General features: G+C 45.6%; 17 protein-coding genes. 6 read left to right on the top strand and 11 right to left on the bottom strand.

Annotation, left to right across the window (positions count from 1 at the left end; genetic code table 11):
- Positions 1-6 precede the first annotated feature (6 nt).
- Both JHJ32_RS04350 and JHJ32_RS04345 read right to left on the bottom strand, forming a co-directional pair.
- A complete protein-coding gene (locus JHJ32_RS04350; protein ID WP_233632465.1) occupies positions 7-2,169 on the bottom strand; it encodes a Wzz/FepE/Etk N-terminal domain-containing protein in 2,163 nt (720 codons plus the stop codon).
- A 6-nt stretch (positions 2,170-2,175) separates the two neighbouring features.
- Complete coding sequence (locus tag JHJ32_RS04345) at positions 2,176-2,859, bottom strand: TolC family protein (RefSeq protein ID WP_079716615.1); 684 nt, start codon at positions 2,857-2,859, stop codon at positions 2,176-2,178.
- A gap of 386 nt (positions 2,860-3,245) precedes the next feature.
- Here JHJ32_RS04345 and JHJ32_RS04340 point away from each other — a divergent pair, with 386 nt between their 5' ends.
- Positions 3,246-4,826: a hypothetical protein gene (locus JHJ32_RS04340; RefSeq protein ID WP_200120073.1), complete on the top strand. Its 1,581-nt coding sequence runs from the start codon at positions 3,246-3,248 to the stop codon at positions 4,824-4,826.
- Positions 4,827-4,835: 9 nt separating this feature from the next.
- Here JHJ32_RS04340 and JHJ32_RS04335 read toward each other — a convergent pair whose 3' ends face one another.
- Genes JHJ32_RS04335 through JHJ32_RS04315 form a run of 5 tightly spaced genes read right to left on the bottom strand, consistent with a single transcriptional unit; the run spans position 4,836 to position 10,753 of the window.
- Positions 4,836-5,714, bottom strand: a complete 879-nt coding sequence (locus JHJ32_RS04335; RefSeq protein WP_200120071.1) for a dienelactone hydrolase family protein — start codon at positions 5,712-5,714, stop codon at positions 4,836-4,838.
- A gap of 36 nt (positions 5,715-5,750) precedes the next feature.
- Entirely contained in the window at positions 5,751-6,770 is a 1,020-nt protein-coding gene (locus tag JHJ32_RS04330; protein WP_200120062.1) for a UbiA family prenyltransferase, read from the bottom strand.
- Positions 6,767-7,765 carry a glycosyltransferase family 2 protein gene (locus JHJ32_RS04325; RefSeq protein WP_200120060.1) on the bottom strand — a complete coding sequence of 333 codons (999 nt, stop codon included), beginning with the start codon at positions 7,763-7,765 and terminating at the stop codon, positions 6,767-6,769. The genes JHJ32_RS04330 and JHJ32_RS04325 overlap by 4 nt, the downstream gene beginning before the upstream one ends.
- Complete coding sequence (locus tag JHJ32_RS04320; protein WP_200120058.1) at positions 7,756-8,970, bottom strand: glycosyltransferase family 4 protein; 1,215 nt, start codon at positions 8,968-8,970, stop codon at positions 7,756-7,758. Before JHJ32_RS04320 ends, JHJ32_RS04325 begins: the two co-directional genes overlap by 10 nt.
- Positions 8,951-10,753 carry an ABC transporter ATP-binding protein gene (locus JHJ32_RS04315; protein WP_176146151.1) on the bottom strand — a complete coding sequence of 601 codons (1,803 nt, stop codon included), beginning with the start codon at positions 10,751-10,753 and terminating at the stop codon, positions 8,951-8,953. The genes JHJ32_RS04320 and JHJ32_RS04315 overlap by 20 nt, the downstream gene beginning before the upstream one ends.
- A gap of 182 nt (positions 10,754-10,935) precedes the next feature.
- On the opposite strand from JHJ32_RS04315, the gene JHJ32_RS04310 reads away from it, so the two are divergent.
- Positions 10,936-11,802 carry a beta-1,6-N-acetylglucosaminyltransferase gene (locus JHJ32_RS04310; protein WP_200120056.1) on the top strand — a complete coding sequence of 289 codons (867 nt, stop codon included), beginning with the start codon at positions 10,936-10,938 and terminating at the stop codon, positions 11,800-11,802.
- Between the two features lie 14 nt (positions 11,803-11,816).
- On the opposite strand, the gene JHJ32_RS04305 is transcribed toward JHJ32_RS04310, so the two are convergent.
- Positions 11,817-12,905 (bottom strand): sugar transferase, encoded by a 1,089-nt coding sequence (locus JHJ32_RS04305; RefSeq protein ID WP_079716623.1) that lies wholly within the window; start codon positions 12,903-12,905, stop codon positions 11,817-11,819.
- On the bottom strand, positions 12,889-13,278 hold the full coding sequence (locus JHJ32_RS04300) for a response regulator (RefSeq protein WP_079716624.1): 390 nt from the start codon (positions 13,276-13,278) through the stop codon (positions 12,889-12,891). The genes JHJ32_RS04305 and JHJ32_RS04300 overlap by 17 nt, the downstream gene beginning before the upstream one ends.
- A gap of 276 nt (positions 13,279-13,554) precedes the next feature.
- Here JHJ32_RS04300 and JHJ32_RS04295 point away from each other — a divergent pair, with 276 nt between their 5' ends.
- Complete coding sequence (locus tag JHJ32_RS04295) at positions 13,555-14,313, top strand: 4'-phosphopantetheinyl transferase superfamily protein (protein WP_200120054.1); 759 nt, start codon at positions 13,555-13,557, stop codon at positions 14,311-14,313.
- Between the two features lie 122 nt (positions 14,314-14,435).
- Here the strand turns inward: JHJ32_RS04295 and rpmA are convergent, their stop codons facing one another.
- Together rpmA and rplU are read right to left on the bottom strand one after the other, a co-directional pair.
- Positions 14,436-14,849, bottom strand: a complete 414-nt coding sequence (gene rpmA, locus JHJ32_RS04290) for a 50S ribosomal protein L27 (RefSeq protein ID WP_200120046.1) — start codon at positions 14,847-14,849, stop codon at positions 14,436-14,438.
- Between the two features lie 60 nt (positions 14,850-14,909).
- Positions 14,910-15,221, bottom strand: a complete 312-nt coding sequence (rplU, locus tag JHJ32_RS04285; protein ID WP_079716627.1) for a 50S ribosomal protein L21 — start codon at positions 15,219-15,221, stop codon at positions 14,910-14,912.
- Positions 15,222-15,410: 189 nt separating this feature from the next.
- On the opposite strand from rplU, the gene rpsF reads away from it, so the two are divergent.
- Genes rpsF through rplI form a run of 3 tightly spaced genes read left to right on the top strand, consistent with a single transcriptional unit; the run spans position 15,411 to position 16,502 of the window.
- The gene (gene rpsF, locus JHJ32_RS04280; protein WP_079716628.1) at positions 15,411-15,782 is read left to right on the top strand and encodes a 30S ribosomal protein S6; all 372 of its coding nucleotides are present in this window, start codon (positions 15,411-15,413) and stop codon (positions 15,780-15,782) included.
- On the top strand, positions 15,782-16,045 hold the full coding sequence (rpsR, locus tag JHJ32_RS04275) for a 30S ribosomal protein S18 (protein ID WP_079716629.1): 264 nt from the start codon (positions 15,782-15,784) through the stop codon (positions 16,043-16,045). Before rpsF ends, rpsR begins: the two co-directional genes overlap by 1 nt.
- Before the next feature lie 13 nt (positions 16,046-16,058).
- Complete coding sequence (gene rplI / locus JHJ32_RS04270; protein ID WP_200120044.1) at positions 16,059-16,502, top strand: 50S ribosomal protein L9; 444 nt, start codon at positions 16,059-16,061, stop codon at positions 16,500-16,502.
- Positions 16,503-16,611: the final 109 nt, after the last annotated feature.

Below are 16,611 nucleotides of genomic sequence, written 5' to 3'. Positions count from 1 at the left end.
TATCGACTAGCTTATTGAGACATTGGCCCGTACTTTTACCTGATTAAGCACCCACCCCATAAACCCTTTCATACCAACAAGGCTTTCCAGAAATCCATTGTCATTGCCACTAAAGGATTCTCCCGATTTAAACACCGCAATGCTGCAATCGGTAAACATTAGCCATTCTTTTGCGCGGTTGACATCCTTCAAACTATTGATGTCAATCAGTATAATGTCAAATGTATCGCGCAATATTTCGAATCCCGCTATCAAGTTGTTGGCGTCTCTCATTTCCAGCAAGGATGTGTTGTCCGGGTTACGCTTCAATACGGTAATTAGGTCTTCCGCCTTGATTTCTTTTTTCACCAGAAATTTTTCAAACTGATTCGCCCCAACCTTATCTTCATTAGCGATGAGTGAAGCAAGGTCATCGCAGTCGTCTCCAATCATCAGCACCTTCTTGCCCGTGAGCGCAAACGCATAGGCCAAACTGGAGGCCACAAATGTCTTGCCTTCCGACCCGGATAAACTGGTAATACCCAGCACCTTCCATTGGTTATCGGCCATTTTGTTCGAGATTTCAAAACGCAGCGCCCTTACCAGATCTTTATATACCTGATAATTAAAGTCATTCTCCTCGCTTTCCCAGATTGTTCGCAGGTCCTTACTTTTACCTTTCACCAAACTCAATGCGCCCAATACTTTATGCCCGGTTCTTGCTTGTAGCTGCCTTGAATCGACGATTTTGTTGTCCAGCAGGAAAAATATCAGGAAAGCGGTAAAGCAAATCGCCATACTTGCGATACCTGAACCGGCTATATACAAACTTTTCTTCGACGGCTCTGGCAACCCCGGCAATCCTTCTTGTATGATCCTTAAGCGCAATCGCCCTGCATTTTCGGTATTGGCTTGGTTATAGCGATTCAGCGCTTCCGTGTATTCTTGAACGGAAAGCTGTGCCTCGCGTTCCAGGTCCTGTACACCTGCTTCGGCAGGGGCCATGGTGTAATACCTGCTTTTCAGCGATGCCAAATCGCGTTCGATGGCAGAAATACTGTTTTCGGCCCTGGCCAGTTCGATTTCCAATGTGGTCCGCTCCTGTATCAGGTTTTGCCTGTTTGCCTGTGGATTGTTCAGCTGCTTATTCGAAATTCTCGCCACAATAGTCGAGCGCTCGCGCTCCAGAGAATCCACCGCACGCTTATCTTGCAGGCTAAAATTATTGTCGATGTAGCGTTTACTGGCCAGTTCAATTTCCCTACCGATACGCAACAGCTCATTATTCTCGGCAGCTACCGCTGAATTCACATCTGCATCATTTGCATTTCCTAATTTTTCGTTGATCCGCCGTATCGCCCCGCTGATGGACTGAACATCACTGAGCGCCTGCGATCGCTTGGTTTCGTATTCGGCAATTTGCTGATACAATGCTTCAGCCTGCGCATCGATATTGACCACACCGCTGCTTGATTTGTAATTACGAAGCAAGGCGTTTTTTTCATCCATAATGCGCTTTTTCTCAACCAACATCGAATCCAGCAACGCCATCGTACTGGTTTCGTTCCGCGTTGCGGTCAGGTAATAATGGCCTATGAATGCTTGGGAGAGCGTATTGACAGCATAGACCGACAATGCGGAATTTTCCGAAATAAATTCTATATTAACAATATCGGTTTCCCCCCTGCGCGAAATGCTTAGGCTCTCAAGCAAGCGATCTTCGTCATATCCAATCATAGCTAAGTAGTCGAAAAACGGGTAGTCACCGTTATCCAGCAACGACATCGGTTTTCCTCCCGCAAGCCGCTGCTTATACCATTGGATCACCTCATTCCGTTGCTGCACGGTTAATTGGGCCAATTCTTCAGGTAAAGGACGGAATGCTCTTTCCGGACTTTCTAAGTCATGTAAAATGAGGTGGATGGACAGCTTGTTGATGACATTTCTGGATTGCATCATCTCTATCAAGCCGTTGAACTGCTGCATCACCCGATAATAATCATTGGCGGAAGCACTGAGCAACTCTTGCGTCCTGTCGGCGATCCCCGTAGCGATTTGGGCCTCCGACCGATATTGGTCAGGAAGATTCTTGACCAGAAAATAAGTAGTCAGCAGGCAACAAACGGTCACCAATCCGATTATCCACAAACGTCGTTTCAAGAATCGTAAAAATGCGGCTATGTCTATCATAAGGCACTATTTCTCAATGTCAGTTAATTTTACTCCAATGATTTCCTCCAAGGCATCCTTAGCCACAAGTAAATTCATCTCGGCTTGTAGTATTTCAGCTTGGGATGACGACACAGCGGATTTAATGGTGGAATAGCTTTCGATATCGACTTCCCCTCGTTCAAACTTCAGCTGCGCATCCTGCAACAGCATTTTGCTATCACTTGCGGCTTGAGTTTTTACTTTATAATCTTCAAGCACGAGGATATATTCATAATAGCGTTTTTTCACCTCGTTCTCCAGTGTGCGTTCATAGGCCTGCCGCTCCAGCTGGGTGATTTTGTAGTCTGCTTTGGCCTGCTTTGTCAAAAAGGGTCGTTGGATTAAAGACGACAGGTTGATGTTGATACCGTATTGGAACCCGTTGAATACATAAGGGTTATCGGGGCTGAGCGCAGCTCTTTCATTCGGCCGGTAAAAATAAGATACATTGAACATGTCGAGATATCCTACCGGTTGCGAACGGTAAAGGCTCTTGGCTTTCTCTTCATTAAGTTCCATCACTTTAAGCTGCGGATAATACGCTTTTGCTAATTCGATGAAACGCTCTAATTGCTTTTCGTTCATGTTGCCGATGACCGTTGCGTCTTGCGCCCTGACCATCACCGAACAGACCATGAGTAGACAAACGGTTAATTTAAATTCCTTCATTTTTTTATTTATTGTTTAATGGCACGCACGCAAAACATACGCGATCGTTTGTTAGATGATTAATTATTCTGACCTTAACTGTTAAGGTCTCTTTCTGTTTTTCCATTTAAAGCAGATGACGTTACTGATTTCATCAAAGCAAAGTTGGAACTTATTTCGTTAGCAATGGTGGATATTCCCGCTAATTTTCTTGATTTGTAGAAATCCACCTACAAACCAACAACCTATCCGGTCGACGCCAACTTATGTGTCGGCAGCAGTACTACGAATGTGATTTTATAATTTTAATTTATTTTAGAAGAAGTTTAATTTAAACAACTATTTTTACCGAAATAAGTGCAAAAAAAGACGTGAAATCAAAGCCATTACAACTAATTTTCCTTAAAATGAATATTCTTTTATGTGTCTTATGCTTCGTTTTGGGAATGGGAGCGTGTACCAAACAAATCGAGGGCGAAAAAGCCATTCCGCAAGACAGTTCCGGCTCCATTGACATACCGCCTGTGGAGGGCATACGGATGAAGGACGTGCTTGGTATTAACGGATTTGAGTGGGAGTTTTTGGTTAATAACGAAATCGACCCCGTTCGAACCAACTTGATAAAACCGTTTGGAGGATTCAGGCACTATCTGGACTGGGGACGCATAGAAAACGAAGAGGGAGAATATGCATTCAGTCCCACGCTAAGCGGAAATTGGGATTATGACGCCATCTACGCTTGGTGCCAACAAAATGACGTTACGGTATTGGCGTGCGTGAAAACGGTTCCTGGTTGGTTTTTGGACAAAAACTATCCATCTGATTTGCATGACGCAGAAAATGTGCCCGCAGCTTACAACGCCGATCGTACCGATCCAGCCTCGTACATCCAGCTTGCAAAAATAGGCTTCCAATTTGCTGCGCGCTATGGAAAAAATAAGAACATCGACGCCGATTTGGTGTCCGTGGTTCCAAAACCGAGCTGGCGCCCAAACCAAAAGAAAATCGGTTTAGGTCTTGTTGATTACATCGAATGCAACAATGAACCAGACCGGTGGTGGAAGGGCCCGAAAGCCCAACAGACCCCCGAAGAATACGCTGCTAATCTTTCCGCATTTTACGACGGCCATAAAGGAAAATTAGGCCGGGACGTAGGTGTAAAAAACGCGGATCCGACCATGCAGGTAGTCATGGGCGGCATAGCCAAACCGGATGTCAATTTTGTTTTGCAAATGGTCGAATGGTGCAAAAAGCACCGTGGGTATCGCCAAGACGGCTCGGTGGACCTGTGCTTTGATGTGATCAACTATCACCATTACTCCAATAACAAACAGAGCGATTGGTCTGCGCCTGGAATCAGGGGCGAAGCGCCGGAGGTGTCTGATTCGCCGGCATACGCCTCAGCTTTTGTAAAGATGGCTAAGGAACATTTAAACGGCATGCAGGTATGGGTCACTGAGTTGGGTTATGACGTCAACAGCAACAGTCCGCAACGAGCAATGGCCATTCAAGACAAATCGGCCTTGGTGACCCAAGCCGATTGGAGTATCCGGTCTGCATTGATGTATGCCAGAAGCGGCGTCAGCCGGATACATTTCTATATGTTGAACGATGTCGACACGCAAAGCCCCGTGCAATATGCTTCTTCAGGGTTTGCTACACCCGAAGGACGCAAACGACCCGCATTGAACTATGTCACCCAAATAAGGGACCTGATGGGCGATTTTGTATATACCAAGACACTGAATAACGATCCATTTGTGGATTTATACACCTTAGGAGACAATAAAATCTACGTACTCACCGTGCCCGATGAAAAGGGCCGCCAGGAACGCTTCGAACTTGACCTGTCCGACGAAAAAGTCAGTCAGGTAAAAATCCATGAGTTACAACCTGCATCCAGTCAATTGAGTACCAGAACAGAAGCTGTACAGGGCGGAAAGTTAGTGATTACCGTCTCCGAAACGCCGATCTTTGTTGAGCTCTAGGCTGGGATTCTATCGGGACTTTGTATACTGGTACAGCCAGCTATAAATATCCTGATCGAAACGGTCAAACGCCGGGTTTTCCCTTCCCATTCCGGAGCCGTCGTATGTCATACTCCAGGAGTCGTGTCCAACGCTTGGATACAAGGTCATCTTTGCCTTCACACGCGGATTTAATGCATTGATAGCTGATACAATTTCATAAGCCCGCACAACAGGAACATCCGGATCGTTTTCGCCATGGAAAACCCAAATGGGGACTCCGGAGAGATTGTTCACGTAATTGCTACGCAACGAGCCACGACCGCAGATGGGAACTGCCGCCGCAATCCTCGCTTCGTTTCCGTATTCCCCTAAGTAATCGAAAATCCCATATGCGCCCATGCTAAGGCCTGTCAGATAGACGCGTTCACGGTCTATTTTATGCGTGCTTAACAAAAAGTCGATAAAAGCCTTGAGCGTGCCGGGGGCCCACGAGCGCGCATCGGTTTGCGCCGAAACGACCAAAAATTCCTGTTCAGGCGCCCAAGCACCTTCTTTAATCAACTTACCCGGACCATGTACGATGGCCAAATCGAGCGTCTCGGGATTGTTCCGGCTGCTCCCCCTTTCGCCCGACCCATGCAGCACCACAAGCAACGGATAGGACTTTTCTGTTTCTTGGTAAGCCGTCGGAATGAACAGATAATACCCATAATTACCTTCGGTCGTTCCTTCGTAAAACGGTATATGGTAACCGCCCTTCACTGCATACTTTCCAATATCTGCAGGTATAGACTGATCAATGGAAACGGGATTAGGCTCACCGCCGGACTTAGATGGCTCATCATGGTTTTGTTTACACCCTAAAATTCCCAGCCCAACCACCAACATAACAAATTTTAACATCATAATAATTAAGAAAATATAAGTATATGTACAAAAAAACTAAGCACTGGCAGACCGCCTTTTGAGTATGCCCAGCGATAAGAACCATCGAGCAAAATTTTTACCGATGTCGACCAATGTAGTTGGAAAAACAAAGACGTGAATAACCAAAATCCACCACGCCTGTGCATGTTGGGACGCCGCAACCAACAGCAAGGATACTGGCCAGAACGATTGGTAAAAAAGCTGAAAAACCAGCTGATATGCACCGGTTTGTGGCGTAAGCACTATGGTGGGTCGTATGCCACGGAGAAAATATCCAAGGAGCAGCGAGGCTCCGTATACCATCAAAGCCATGTAAACAACAAATTCCCCAATACTAATGAGCATGGCAGCAAATGCCGTCAATTCTAGCGCCAGTATCATCCGCTCTATGGGACGGAAAACCGTTGGTGGCACATGGACGGCAAACGTATGCAGGTTTGATGCGATGTCATTTTCGCGATCCTGATACTGATGCCACAAAATACCCCTGAGCCCGTGGAAGAACGCCCACGCGCCCACACAGACGGACCACCCAATATCCGGTGTAGCCCCGGCATAATGACAGATCGCATAAACCATATAAAGCGAAGGAAACAAATGAGCTCCCGCAGCGTCTGCTAAGGCACCGGCCAATCCCCTGTTTTTTAAGCGGATTGGCGGTAGTGAATACAAACTAAACACGATCCACGACATGGAATAAAACAGCAACGATAGCGGATCAACACCTAACTGGATGGTTAAAAAAAAGCCAACAACCAGACACAACAGCAGTAACAGCCAACGCAAAACTGGCGGCACATGTTGCATTTTATTCCGTTTGCCATTAGCCAAATCCACTTCGATGTCTGTGATATCATTGATAAGGCTTACGTATATAGCCCCAATGATAATCGAAAATAATAGAAGTCCGACGTAACCCACGGCATCATGCAGCGGAACCGGTGCCTGTAAAACGGTTGCATACGCTACCGCGAGCAATGTAGGCAGCTTGTTCGACCACCAGTCTGCCACCCGGATGTAAGTCAGTAGCTTCATGATTGGATTTCCACGAATGATTCGCCGCCGGCTGCCATCCGCGATCTCCTATTTCGGATAGCGGTGAGCAATAGCTTGGGTATTTGATCAAGCGTAAACCAGCTACTTATACCGATGGATTTATAGAATAATTGCCAAGATGACCGAACATTTCGATCGCGGATGAGGCGATGTTTTGATAGCTCCATGAGCGTTGCCACGTAGCGCCTCCGCATGAGCATTAGCTCATCGTCAGCCAGGTATTGCTGATACCTGTCAATAATACGGGCTTCATCGTCCACCAAAATTTCGAGCACTTCGCTCCTTCTCCGACCGTCATATATGTTCGCATGGTGCACATGTTTTTGCCACAACTTTTCCAACGTGAATGCCGCCTTGCACGGTTTGGTAAATATCATATCGAGATATAGGCTCCAGTCTTCACCTATCCGGATACCCCTGTCCCATCCTGCTACAATGGAAGACTTTCTAATGACCGCCGACGAGGTCGGTGATGGGCAGGATACCAAAAAGAGCGATCGGAGATCTGTATTGGTTAGGTACCGCCAGTTCCCCTCGCTATTTTTTAATATAAACGGCTTCACGTATGGATCTCCTGCAAGAAAATCGAACGAGGTACCATCCCTGCCCACCTGAAGCCAATTGGCAAAGACAAAGTCAAGTTGATCACCGACGAGCCGATCCATGCATTGTTCCAAAAAGTCAGGGCACCATACGTCATCCGAATCAAGCGAGGCTATAAATTCGCCCTTCGCCCTCGCCAACCCAAGATTCCGCGCAACCGATTGCCCGGCATGTTCAATATAGATATACTCAGCCGCATCAAACCGACCTACCAATTGGGCCGTATTGTCAGTAGAGCCATCATCCACTACAATTACCTGGATATTGGGGTATGTCTGGGCGAAGATACTCTCAAGAGCCTTATGCAGAATATAAGCCCGATTATAGGTAGCTACGATAACACTGACAAGAGGTTTAGTTGTTAGTTGCATAATTGATTAGTTAACATATTGACAAATACTTTTTCCGGTGATTCAGGAACTATTTCAGCAATTTCAGCTGCGGCCACCCTTCCCATCTCTTCCCACTCGTGCCGTCGATTCCAGGCGCGTTCCATTGCTTCTTCGAAGGATTCTTCATGAGCATAGCCAATAAAGCCCGTCTTTCCGTCTTCCAAAAACTCCGCATTTCCCCCTACATGGGTAGTAATGACGGGCCTTCCGGCAAACATCGCCTCAACAATAGTAAGCGGCAACCCTTCACACCTTGACGGAAGCACAAGCGCATGGTGACGTCGCCATACTTGCACCATATCATCACAATACCCCTCGAAACTGACCTGTACTACGTCAAAGAACGCCGCCAAATCGCGTAATGCTTCTTCATCCTTGCCAGCTCCGATAAAGGTCACGGAGACAGATCTGCTTTTCCATTTAGGTTTGCTGAGTATCCGCAGCAGCATGTCCTGCCCCTTGTCTCCGATGAACAACCTCCCCACGCAACATAGGCGAACTTCATCACCTAAGGTTGGATAGTCTACATAATGTGTTGATTCTACGGGATTAAACACCACCTGAGCGTTGTCCAAACGTATAGCGAATTGCTCCTCTGTCAAGCGTTTGTTATGCTGGGAAACAAAGTAATTAGCGCGGGCGTGCCGATACAATGTCCGGAATAACTCGCGTTGTAACGGCGATGGCCAGTAAAAATCAACCGCTTTATGTGAAACAATAGCATATGGAATCTTTAACAGCTTACAAGCATAAGCGTACGCCATCCCGTCAAAATTAATACCTTGAGAAATCAAGATCAACCGGGGCCTAACGCCATGAGAAAGTGCCCGGAAAAAGGCATAGTATGGGTCTGAAGCCAACAGCGGAAGCAATGCAGGGTTAAACAAACCATTCAGCTTAATCGAGACTTTCCTCCATAACTGCTCGAATCTGGATCGTCTCGGGCATAACTCAATAAACTCGACGCCCTCCCTTTTATGGGCTGCGATACGCGGATGTGCTTCATGCACAACCGCTTTATAGACCACCACTTCATAGCCCCGCGCTTGAAGATGAGTTACACTTTTTGACCACAGTTCTTCACAACCGCCCCATTCATCGGCTATCGCTGTTACGATACCAATGGCATTGGCTCGCCGTGTGTCCAAACGCCCGCGCAAGGTATTAGCAATCGCTGCTTTCATAAATCAAATCGGTATTGAACAAAGCGGTGAAATAACCATTTTTTGCAATTAATTCTTCAGGGATTCCCTCTTCTACCACTTCCCCTTCCCGCAACACATAGGCGTAATCTGCCTGCTTGACCGTCGAATACCGATGGCTGACGACAATGGCACCGCGTGTCCCCAAGAAACTCCGTAGCGAGGCAAACAATCCATTTTCTGACTGTGTATCCAGCGCGCTTGTCGCCTCATCCAACACAAGAAACCTCCCGGGATGATACAAAGCGCGCGCCGTGGCCAATTTTTGCCACTGCCCGATACTTAATTCGCTTCCACCCTCGAATACCCGACCAAGTACCGTTTGATAATCTTTTGGCAGCGCACTGATGAAGCCATGTGCACCTGCTTGGCTTGCTGCTTGTTTGATAGCGGCCGACTCGTGATTGGCCAAATCGATGTTGCCGAAAGCAATATTCTCCGACACGGACACATGATACCTGCAAAAGTCCTGAAACACCACACCGATCTGCTTCCGGTAGGCATTGCTTGAAAACTTCCTGATATCGGTTCCTTGCAGGGTTATCCGTCCGGAAACCGGATCATACAACCTATTTAGCAATTTAATGATGGTACTCTTCCCGGCGCCGTTCGCTCCAACTATCGCAACGATTTTCCCTTGGGGAAACATGAGGTTGATGTTCCGCAATACGAGTCTGCTATCAAAAGGATAATGAAAGCTTACCTGTTCAAATTTCAACACCAGCGGTTCATCGTCTTGAGGGACGGCCCGTGCCGCTTTCGGATCATCAAATGTGCTTTTCAGATCCAACAGGTCAAATATCGAATCCATGAATATACTATTCTGGTAGACGGTAGATATACCGTTGGTTGTTGCTTGCAATGCAGAAAACAGCTGCGGAAACATAACTAAAAATATAGAAATATCTCCGACCGTAACAGCCCCGTGGATGGCCTTGTTAACCATATATGCCATGCAAGCAAAAAAACCAATACTGGCCAGCGCGGTAGTAGCGATCTCTCTCGTGGTTTGCTGTTTGGTTAACTTGTACCGTTCGGTTAATAACCGCATTCGGATATTAAAATAACATTGTTTCAAGTACGCGCCTAATCCGTAACTCCTGATTTCTTTGGCAGACGATTCAGCGGTGATCAGCTGGCTATAATAATTAGACGCTCGTTCTATCGCCGTGTTTCTAATCCGAAGTGCTTTCAGCTTGTCGGAATAAACGATGCGAACCATCATTGTAGGAAGCACAAAACAGGCCATGATGGGGAGTAAAAGCCAATCAATCGCAATAAATAGATAAGCGATCGCTCCCAAGCTTAGCAGATTTTTTGCGGTATCAACCAACGCCATCAACACCGCATGAGGACGTCCATCTCCCGCTTCTTTCGCACGCTGCAGCTTATCAAAATAACCCGGTGATTCATAAAAGGACAAATCCAATTCCACGGCTTTTGCGTGTATGCTGTCATTGAGGTGTTCGGCTACTTTGGCAGATTGAATTTCGGATGAGTAAAATGATATAGCCCGGGCAATATTATAGAAAAGAGTCAGCGCTCCGGCTATCAGGATTTGGCGTATTACGGCTTCTACATGAGTACCGAGATGCCCGCCGGATTCGGCAATAATATCAATCAGTCCTTTCAGTGCATATAATGAGCTGAACAAGAAAGCGGTCTCAACCACTATCATCGCCACGACAAATAACATCCCCCTTCCCTCAAGCGACCAGATAAGCCTAAGTGTACGGGCGATCTGCAGGTTTGATTTTAAATCCAACAATTGTTTAGTAAAGCTTGACACCATCTGAAATGTAACTTCGATAATCTGAGGTTGATTTATTTGTTAACGCCGTCTTTTTATTTCAAGCAAATCTCGTTAAAATTGCACGATGATTGGATTTATTGATAACTTGATTTTTTGGTTTGTAGTAAATAGGCTACAATAAACGGATATAAACGATGCCCACCGTCGCCCACCTTATACTTGCCTACCGTAATCCGAAACAATTAGCTAGTTTGGTCTCCCGGTTGCTGCATCCCAAGGCTGAAGTATTCATCCATATCGACCGCAAGGCCGATATACGCGTTTTCAAAGCGGCCTTACCCAACCGGCAGGACATTCACTTTATAAAAAAGCGGGCCTCCATCAATTGGGGCGGCTACAGCATGGTACAGGCTACGTTGAATGCTTTTCAGGAAATTCTGCACTGCAAATCGTATGATTTTGTCAACCTGATGAGTGAGTCTGACTACCCGCTGACTACGCCAGATCAATTGATTGAATTTCTTGACCAACATCGAAATAAAACATTTGCGGAATTTGTACAGGAAGGTGACCCTTGGTGGGCGGAAGCCAAGGAAAAACTGAGCAAATACCACCTTGTCGATGTCCGTTGTAAAGGGAAACATCAGTTCGAACGCTTGTTAAACGGTATACTGCCGCAGCGGAAAGTCCCTTTGGGGATGACAATCGTAGGCCGCTCACAATGGCTTATCTTGTGCCGGGAACATGTCCAATATATCCAACGCTTTCTTGAAGACAATCCGGTTGTCAGGCGCTTTTTTCGTTACACTTGGGGAGCAGACGAGATTATTTTCCAAACTATCCTTTTCAACTCCCCCTATAAGGATCGACTGGTGAACAACAATTTAAGATACATCGACTGGAGTGAAGGGAAATCTAGTCCGAAAATTCTAAAAACAGAAGACTTGCCATCATTGAAAGCCTCGCAAAAATTCTATGCTCGGAAATTTGACACCGATGTTGACCATGTCATAATGGATCGTATCGACCAATGGATTTTCCGTGTTCCGCAAGAAGAATGAAGCAAACCCGTAGTCTAAACTTTTTCTTTCTGCAACAAAGCAGGAACAGTTTTCAGTAAAATCTTCAAATCCATCCAGAAAGAGAAGTGCGTAGCGTAGTCATTATCCAAGCGCCGACGCTCTTCATCTGACATCTCACTTTTCCCGCGTTTCGTCACCTGCCATAGCCCGGTGATTCCAGCAGGCCCTAAAAACCGCATCGCCCATTCGTCAGACGTTAATTCTTGCGCTTCATAGAGCGGTAACGGCCGGTTTCCCACTAATGACATATCGCCCCTAAACACATTAAAAAGTTGCGGCAGCTCGTCTAAACTGGTGTTGCGTAAAAACGATCCCAATCGCGTTACACGCGGGTCATCTTTAATCTTGACAAATGCCGATGTCCCTCCATTTGCGGCATATTGGTTCAAGGCGGCAAGCTTTTCAAGTTCTTTATCCGCATTTACCTTCATGGATCGGAACTTGTAAAAACTAAAAACCTTGTACCCTGTTCCGGCACGTTTACTCTTATAGATAATTGGTCCTTTCGAATCCAGTTTAATCAGTAAAGCAATGACGGCCATCAATGGAGCTAACAACAACAATAATGTACCTGAAAATAAGATATCAAACGCCCGTTTGGACAATGGAATTTGATACGGTTGTGCCTGTCCCTCCCGTGTGCGGACCGAAGCGTGCTTATCCCCGATCAACTTGAACTTGACAAGAAATTTCAGCCGTTCTTCGATATTCGACACGTTGAATGGATAGCAATAAATATCGCTCACATACGGCGCAAACATCTCGGTCAACAACGCCCTGTTATTTTTGAATCCAAGAAGGATAATACTGACAGAACGCGAAAGGGGGTTAGCCTTTATTCCTTTGATAAACGAATGAATGCTTGACAACTCGTCTTCCACTTCCAGGATAAGGATATCGGGGATGCTGAGAATGGACTGGTTTTCGACGTGCCTTTTGACATCAGCCAATTTGCTGAACCGGATAACATCAATATCATCATGGAGCGCCTCATCCAATTCATCGACGAATTTGGTTCCCAGATAAGCTACGGAAATCGTTAGAAATTTATTTTCTTGTTTTATCTTAGTTAACAAATCCATAGGACGATGTGTTAAATATACCTCCGATAACTTCTTTTAAAACAAGCGGATCAAATGGTTTACGAAGACATTTATTGACCGAGTAGGGCAAGCGATCCAGTTCTTCCAAGATATTCTCCGAGGCAGACAGTACGATGACCGGAATATCGCTATATAAGCCACTTATCTTGATACATTTCAAAAATGACTTTCCATCCATAAAAGGCATCATCCAATCCATGATAATCAAGTCGGGCAATTGATGTTGTTCAAGCCAAAGAAACGCTTCGAATCCGTTTGCGGCGACCTTCACATCAAAATCCTTGGAAAGGATAAAACACAGCAACCGCTGTATGGTTGGTTCGTCTTCTATTAACAGTATTTTTTTCTTCATACCTCGCTGGATGGATGAGTAACGTATTTTTCAGCAGCAAATCTCCATCATTTTTCATAAAAAGAACCTAAAAAACCCTGCAAATCAATCCAATTGTAGCGATTCCACTACAAGGGTTCGCGACAACTGGCTAAAACTAAAGTCCGCTATGCATCCATGGCATAAGAATCCGCCCAATCTTCCAATTCCCGCATTTAATCGCTATTTTTGATTGCTAATCCATGGCCATACATCGTTTCGAATAAGGTTGGAGTCGCTGATTAGCATATTATATAAATGACAAATACAACAGTTATTTCCACTTGGTTGGACGAGACGAAATGGACCGATGGCTGGAACATTATCCAGCGCGGCACCCAAAGCGGGCAACCGGCTATTTGGGTGGTTGATCCTTCGGAGGCGAACGCGCGGTTAATGGGACAGTATGCCAACATCCTAAGCCGTGAAGAGATCCTAAGGAGCGAACGGTTCCATCAACCCGCTCATGCTACGCGTTTCAAAGTCGCCCATGCACTGCTTCGACTGCTGTTGGCGAATTCAACAGGTACTTCCGCCAACACCATCCACTTTGAAAAGGGCCATCATAACAAGCCCTTGTTGTCCGCTCAGGCTAGCAGCGCCATGGAATTTAACTTGTCCTATACAGCGCACAAGGTCATGATTGGGACGGCCCCTCATTCCATCGGTATTGACATCGAGTGGTTACAACGCCCATTGGATATCGAAGATATGCTAACGGCATGTTTTTCTACGAACGAAATTGCTTATATCAAATCCCGTACGAACGATATGCTGCTACGTTTTTATACCTTATGGACCAGAAAGGAGGCCATCCTGAAATTAACCGGTGAAGGGATAGGCGAACATCTTCCGCATTTTGAAGTATTGGACGGTATTTGCGAGGCAAGGAAGGAAGTGATCGGTGGCCAGCCGCCGGACCGTATCTTCCTTTATTCATTTTGTATCGGCGATGACTTTATCGGATGCGTGGCCACCCCGATGCCGGTTAATCGTTTTTTTCTTTACAGGATATAGCCTGCTTCCGGCTCACGATAGCACGTCGTGCAGAAAAGTAACGCATTAGCTATGCCATGAACGAAAAAAGCCACGGCAATATATACTGCCGTGGCTTTTATGTATCATTAACCGCTCGCTCGTTAGGCCCCTTCTTCAGCGCTCGCTTCCGCGGTTTCAGCTTTTGCTTTCTTGGCTTTGGCAGGTTTATCAGCGACTTCTCCATCCGCCTTAGCTTCTACTTCAGCCGCTGCTGGCTTTTGCGCAGCCGACTTAGGCTGCTCAGCTGCCACCGCTTCCTTTTCAAATGGCACCACCGAAACGTACGATTTGTTATTTGCCTTTTTGCGGAACACCACTTTGCCATCGATCAAGGCAAACAACGTATGATCCTTACCAATGCCCACATTGACGTCAGGATGGTGTTTGGTTCCACGCTGACGGACAATGATATTTCCAGCGATGGCTTGTTGGCCACCAAATATTTTCACTCCTAAACGTTTGCTATGTGACTCACGGCCGTTCTTCGAACTACCCGCACCTTTTTTATGTGCCATGTCTTTACTTAGTTTGTATCGTTAAAGGCTAATGCCTAAGTTAAACAATCTTTCCTTTAATTATAAGGTAATGCCCGTAATCTCAATTTTGGTAAATTGCTGACGGTGCCCATTTTTCTTTTTGTACCCCTTACGGCGTTTCTTCTTGAAAACGATCACCTTATCACCTTTCAAATGTGACAAAATTTTAGCCGAAACTTTGGCACCTTCCACCGTAGGGGCTCCTATGGTAAACTTACCACCATTTTCTGCTAACAATACATTGTCAAATTCAATACTAGCGCCCTCATCCCCTTGCAAACGGTGTACAAAGAGCTGTTGGTCTTTTGCAACTTTGAATTGCTGTCCGGCTATATTTACTATTGCGTACATTGTTAATGGATTAATAAATTAAATTTGTCTCTAAAATTCGAAGCGCAAAGGTAATGCTTTATTTCTTTTTTTCAAACAAAAAGCATAAAAATTATCCTGACAGCACTTTGATATCAAAAAGTTTATCCCTAAATTTGCAACCCGTTTCAAGACGGAGTATTTTAATTCATTCTATTTTAAACGAAAAGTATGCAACAGTACGAAACCGTTATCATTCTTACCCCGTTGCTTTCTGAAGAAGTTTCGAAGGAGGTTATTGCCAAATTCCGGAACATCCTTACTGAAGGCGGAGCCGAAATTGTCCATGAAGACAATTGGGGTTTGAAAAAACTTGCGTATCCGATTGAAAAAAAGACAACCGGATTTTATCACCTTACAGAATTCAAGGCTCCAGGTGAATTGATTGGTAAACTGGAAATTGAATACAAGCGTGATGAGCGAGTAATGCGTTTCCTGACCATCAAATTAGACAAACACGCCATTGCCTACAACGAAAAGAAACGCAGTGGTGCTTTCAACAAAAAGGCCGAAGCGCCTAAAACAGAGGAGGTAGCAAACTAATGGCAAATGAACAAATTCAATACGTGACCGCCCCCAAGGTGGAGGACAACCGTAAGAAATACTGCCGCTTCAAGAAAAATGGCATCAAATACATCGACTACAAAGACGCCAACTTCCTGTTGAAGTTTGTCAATGACCAGGGCAAGGTGTTGCCCCGCCGGCTTACCGGTACTTCGTTGAAGTTTCAGCGTAAGGTAGCTCAAGCAGTAAAGCGCGCACGCCACATTGGTTTGTTGCCTTATGTCACAGATTCACTAAAATAGGGAGGGAAACGACATGGAAGTAATTTTAAAGCAAGATATCAAGAAGTTGGGTGAAAAGGATGACGTTGTCACCGTAAAGCCCGGATATGGACGCAATTACCTCATCCCCCAGGGATTCGCGGTATTAGCTACCCCGTCTGCCAAGAAGGTGCTCGCCGAAAACATCCGTCAAGCGCAATTCAAGCAGGAAAAAATCAAAAAGGACGCTACGGAATTGGCCAATAAGCTGGAAGGTGTGAAATTGACGATTGGCGCGAAGGCCGGTGAAACTGGAAAGATTTTTGGTTCGGTAAACAGCATCCAAATTGCCGAAGCATTGAAAAAGCAAGGTTTTGACGTAGACCGCCGTCGCATCACCTTTGAGCAAGACCCAAAAGTGTTAGGCGAATATGTAGCCAACCTTAACTTGCATAAGGAAGTAAAGGTTCAGGTGCCTTTTGAAGTGGTTGCTGAATAGCAGACCGAATAGTATCTAACAAAAAAAGCCGTCCCATTATCTGGGATGGCTTTTTTGTTAGTTTGGTAACATCAGAGAACGTAATCCAATACGTATCCACAGCAAAACA

Source organism: Parapedobacter sp. ISTM3, assembly GCF_016533505.1.
Lineage (GTDB): Bacteria > Bacteroidota > Bacteroidia > Sphingobacteriales > Sphingobacteriaceae > Parapedobacter > Parapedobacter luteus.
The sequence above is the reverse complement of the archived record's forward strand: the minus strand, read 5'-3'. Positions and strand labels throughout refer to the sequence as shown.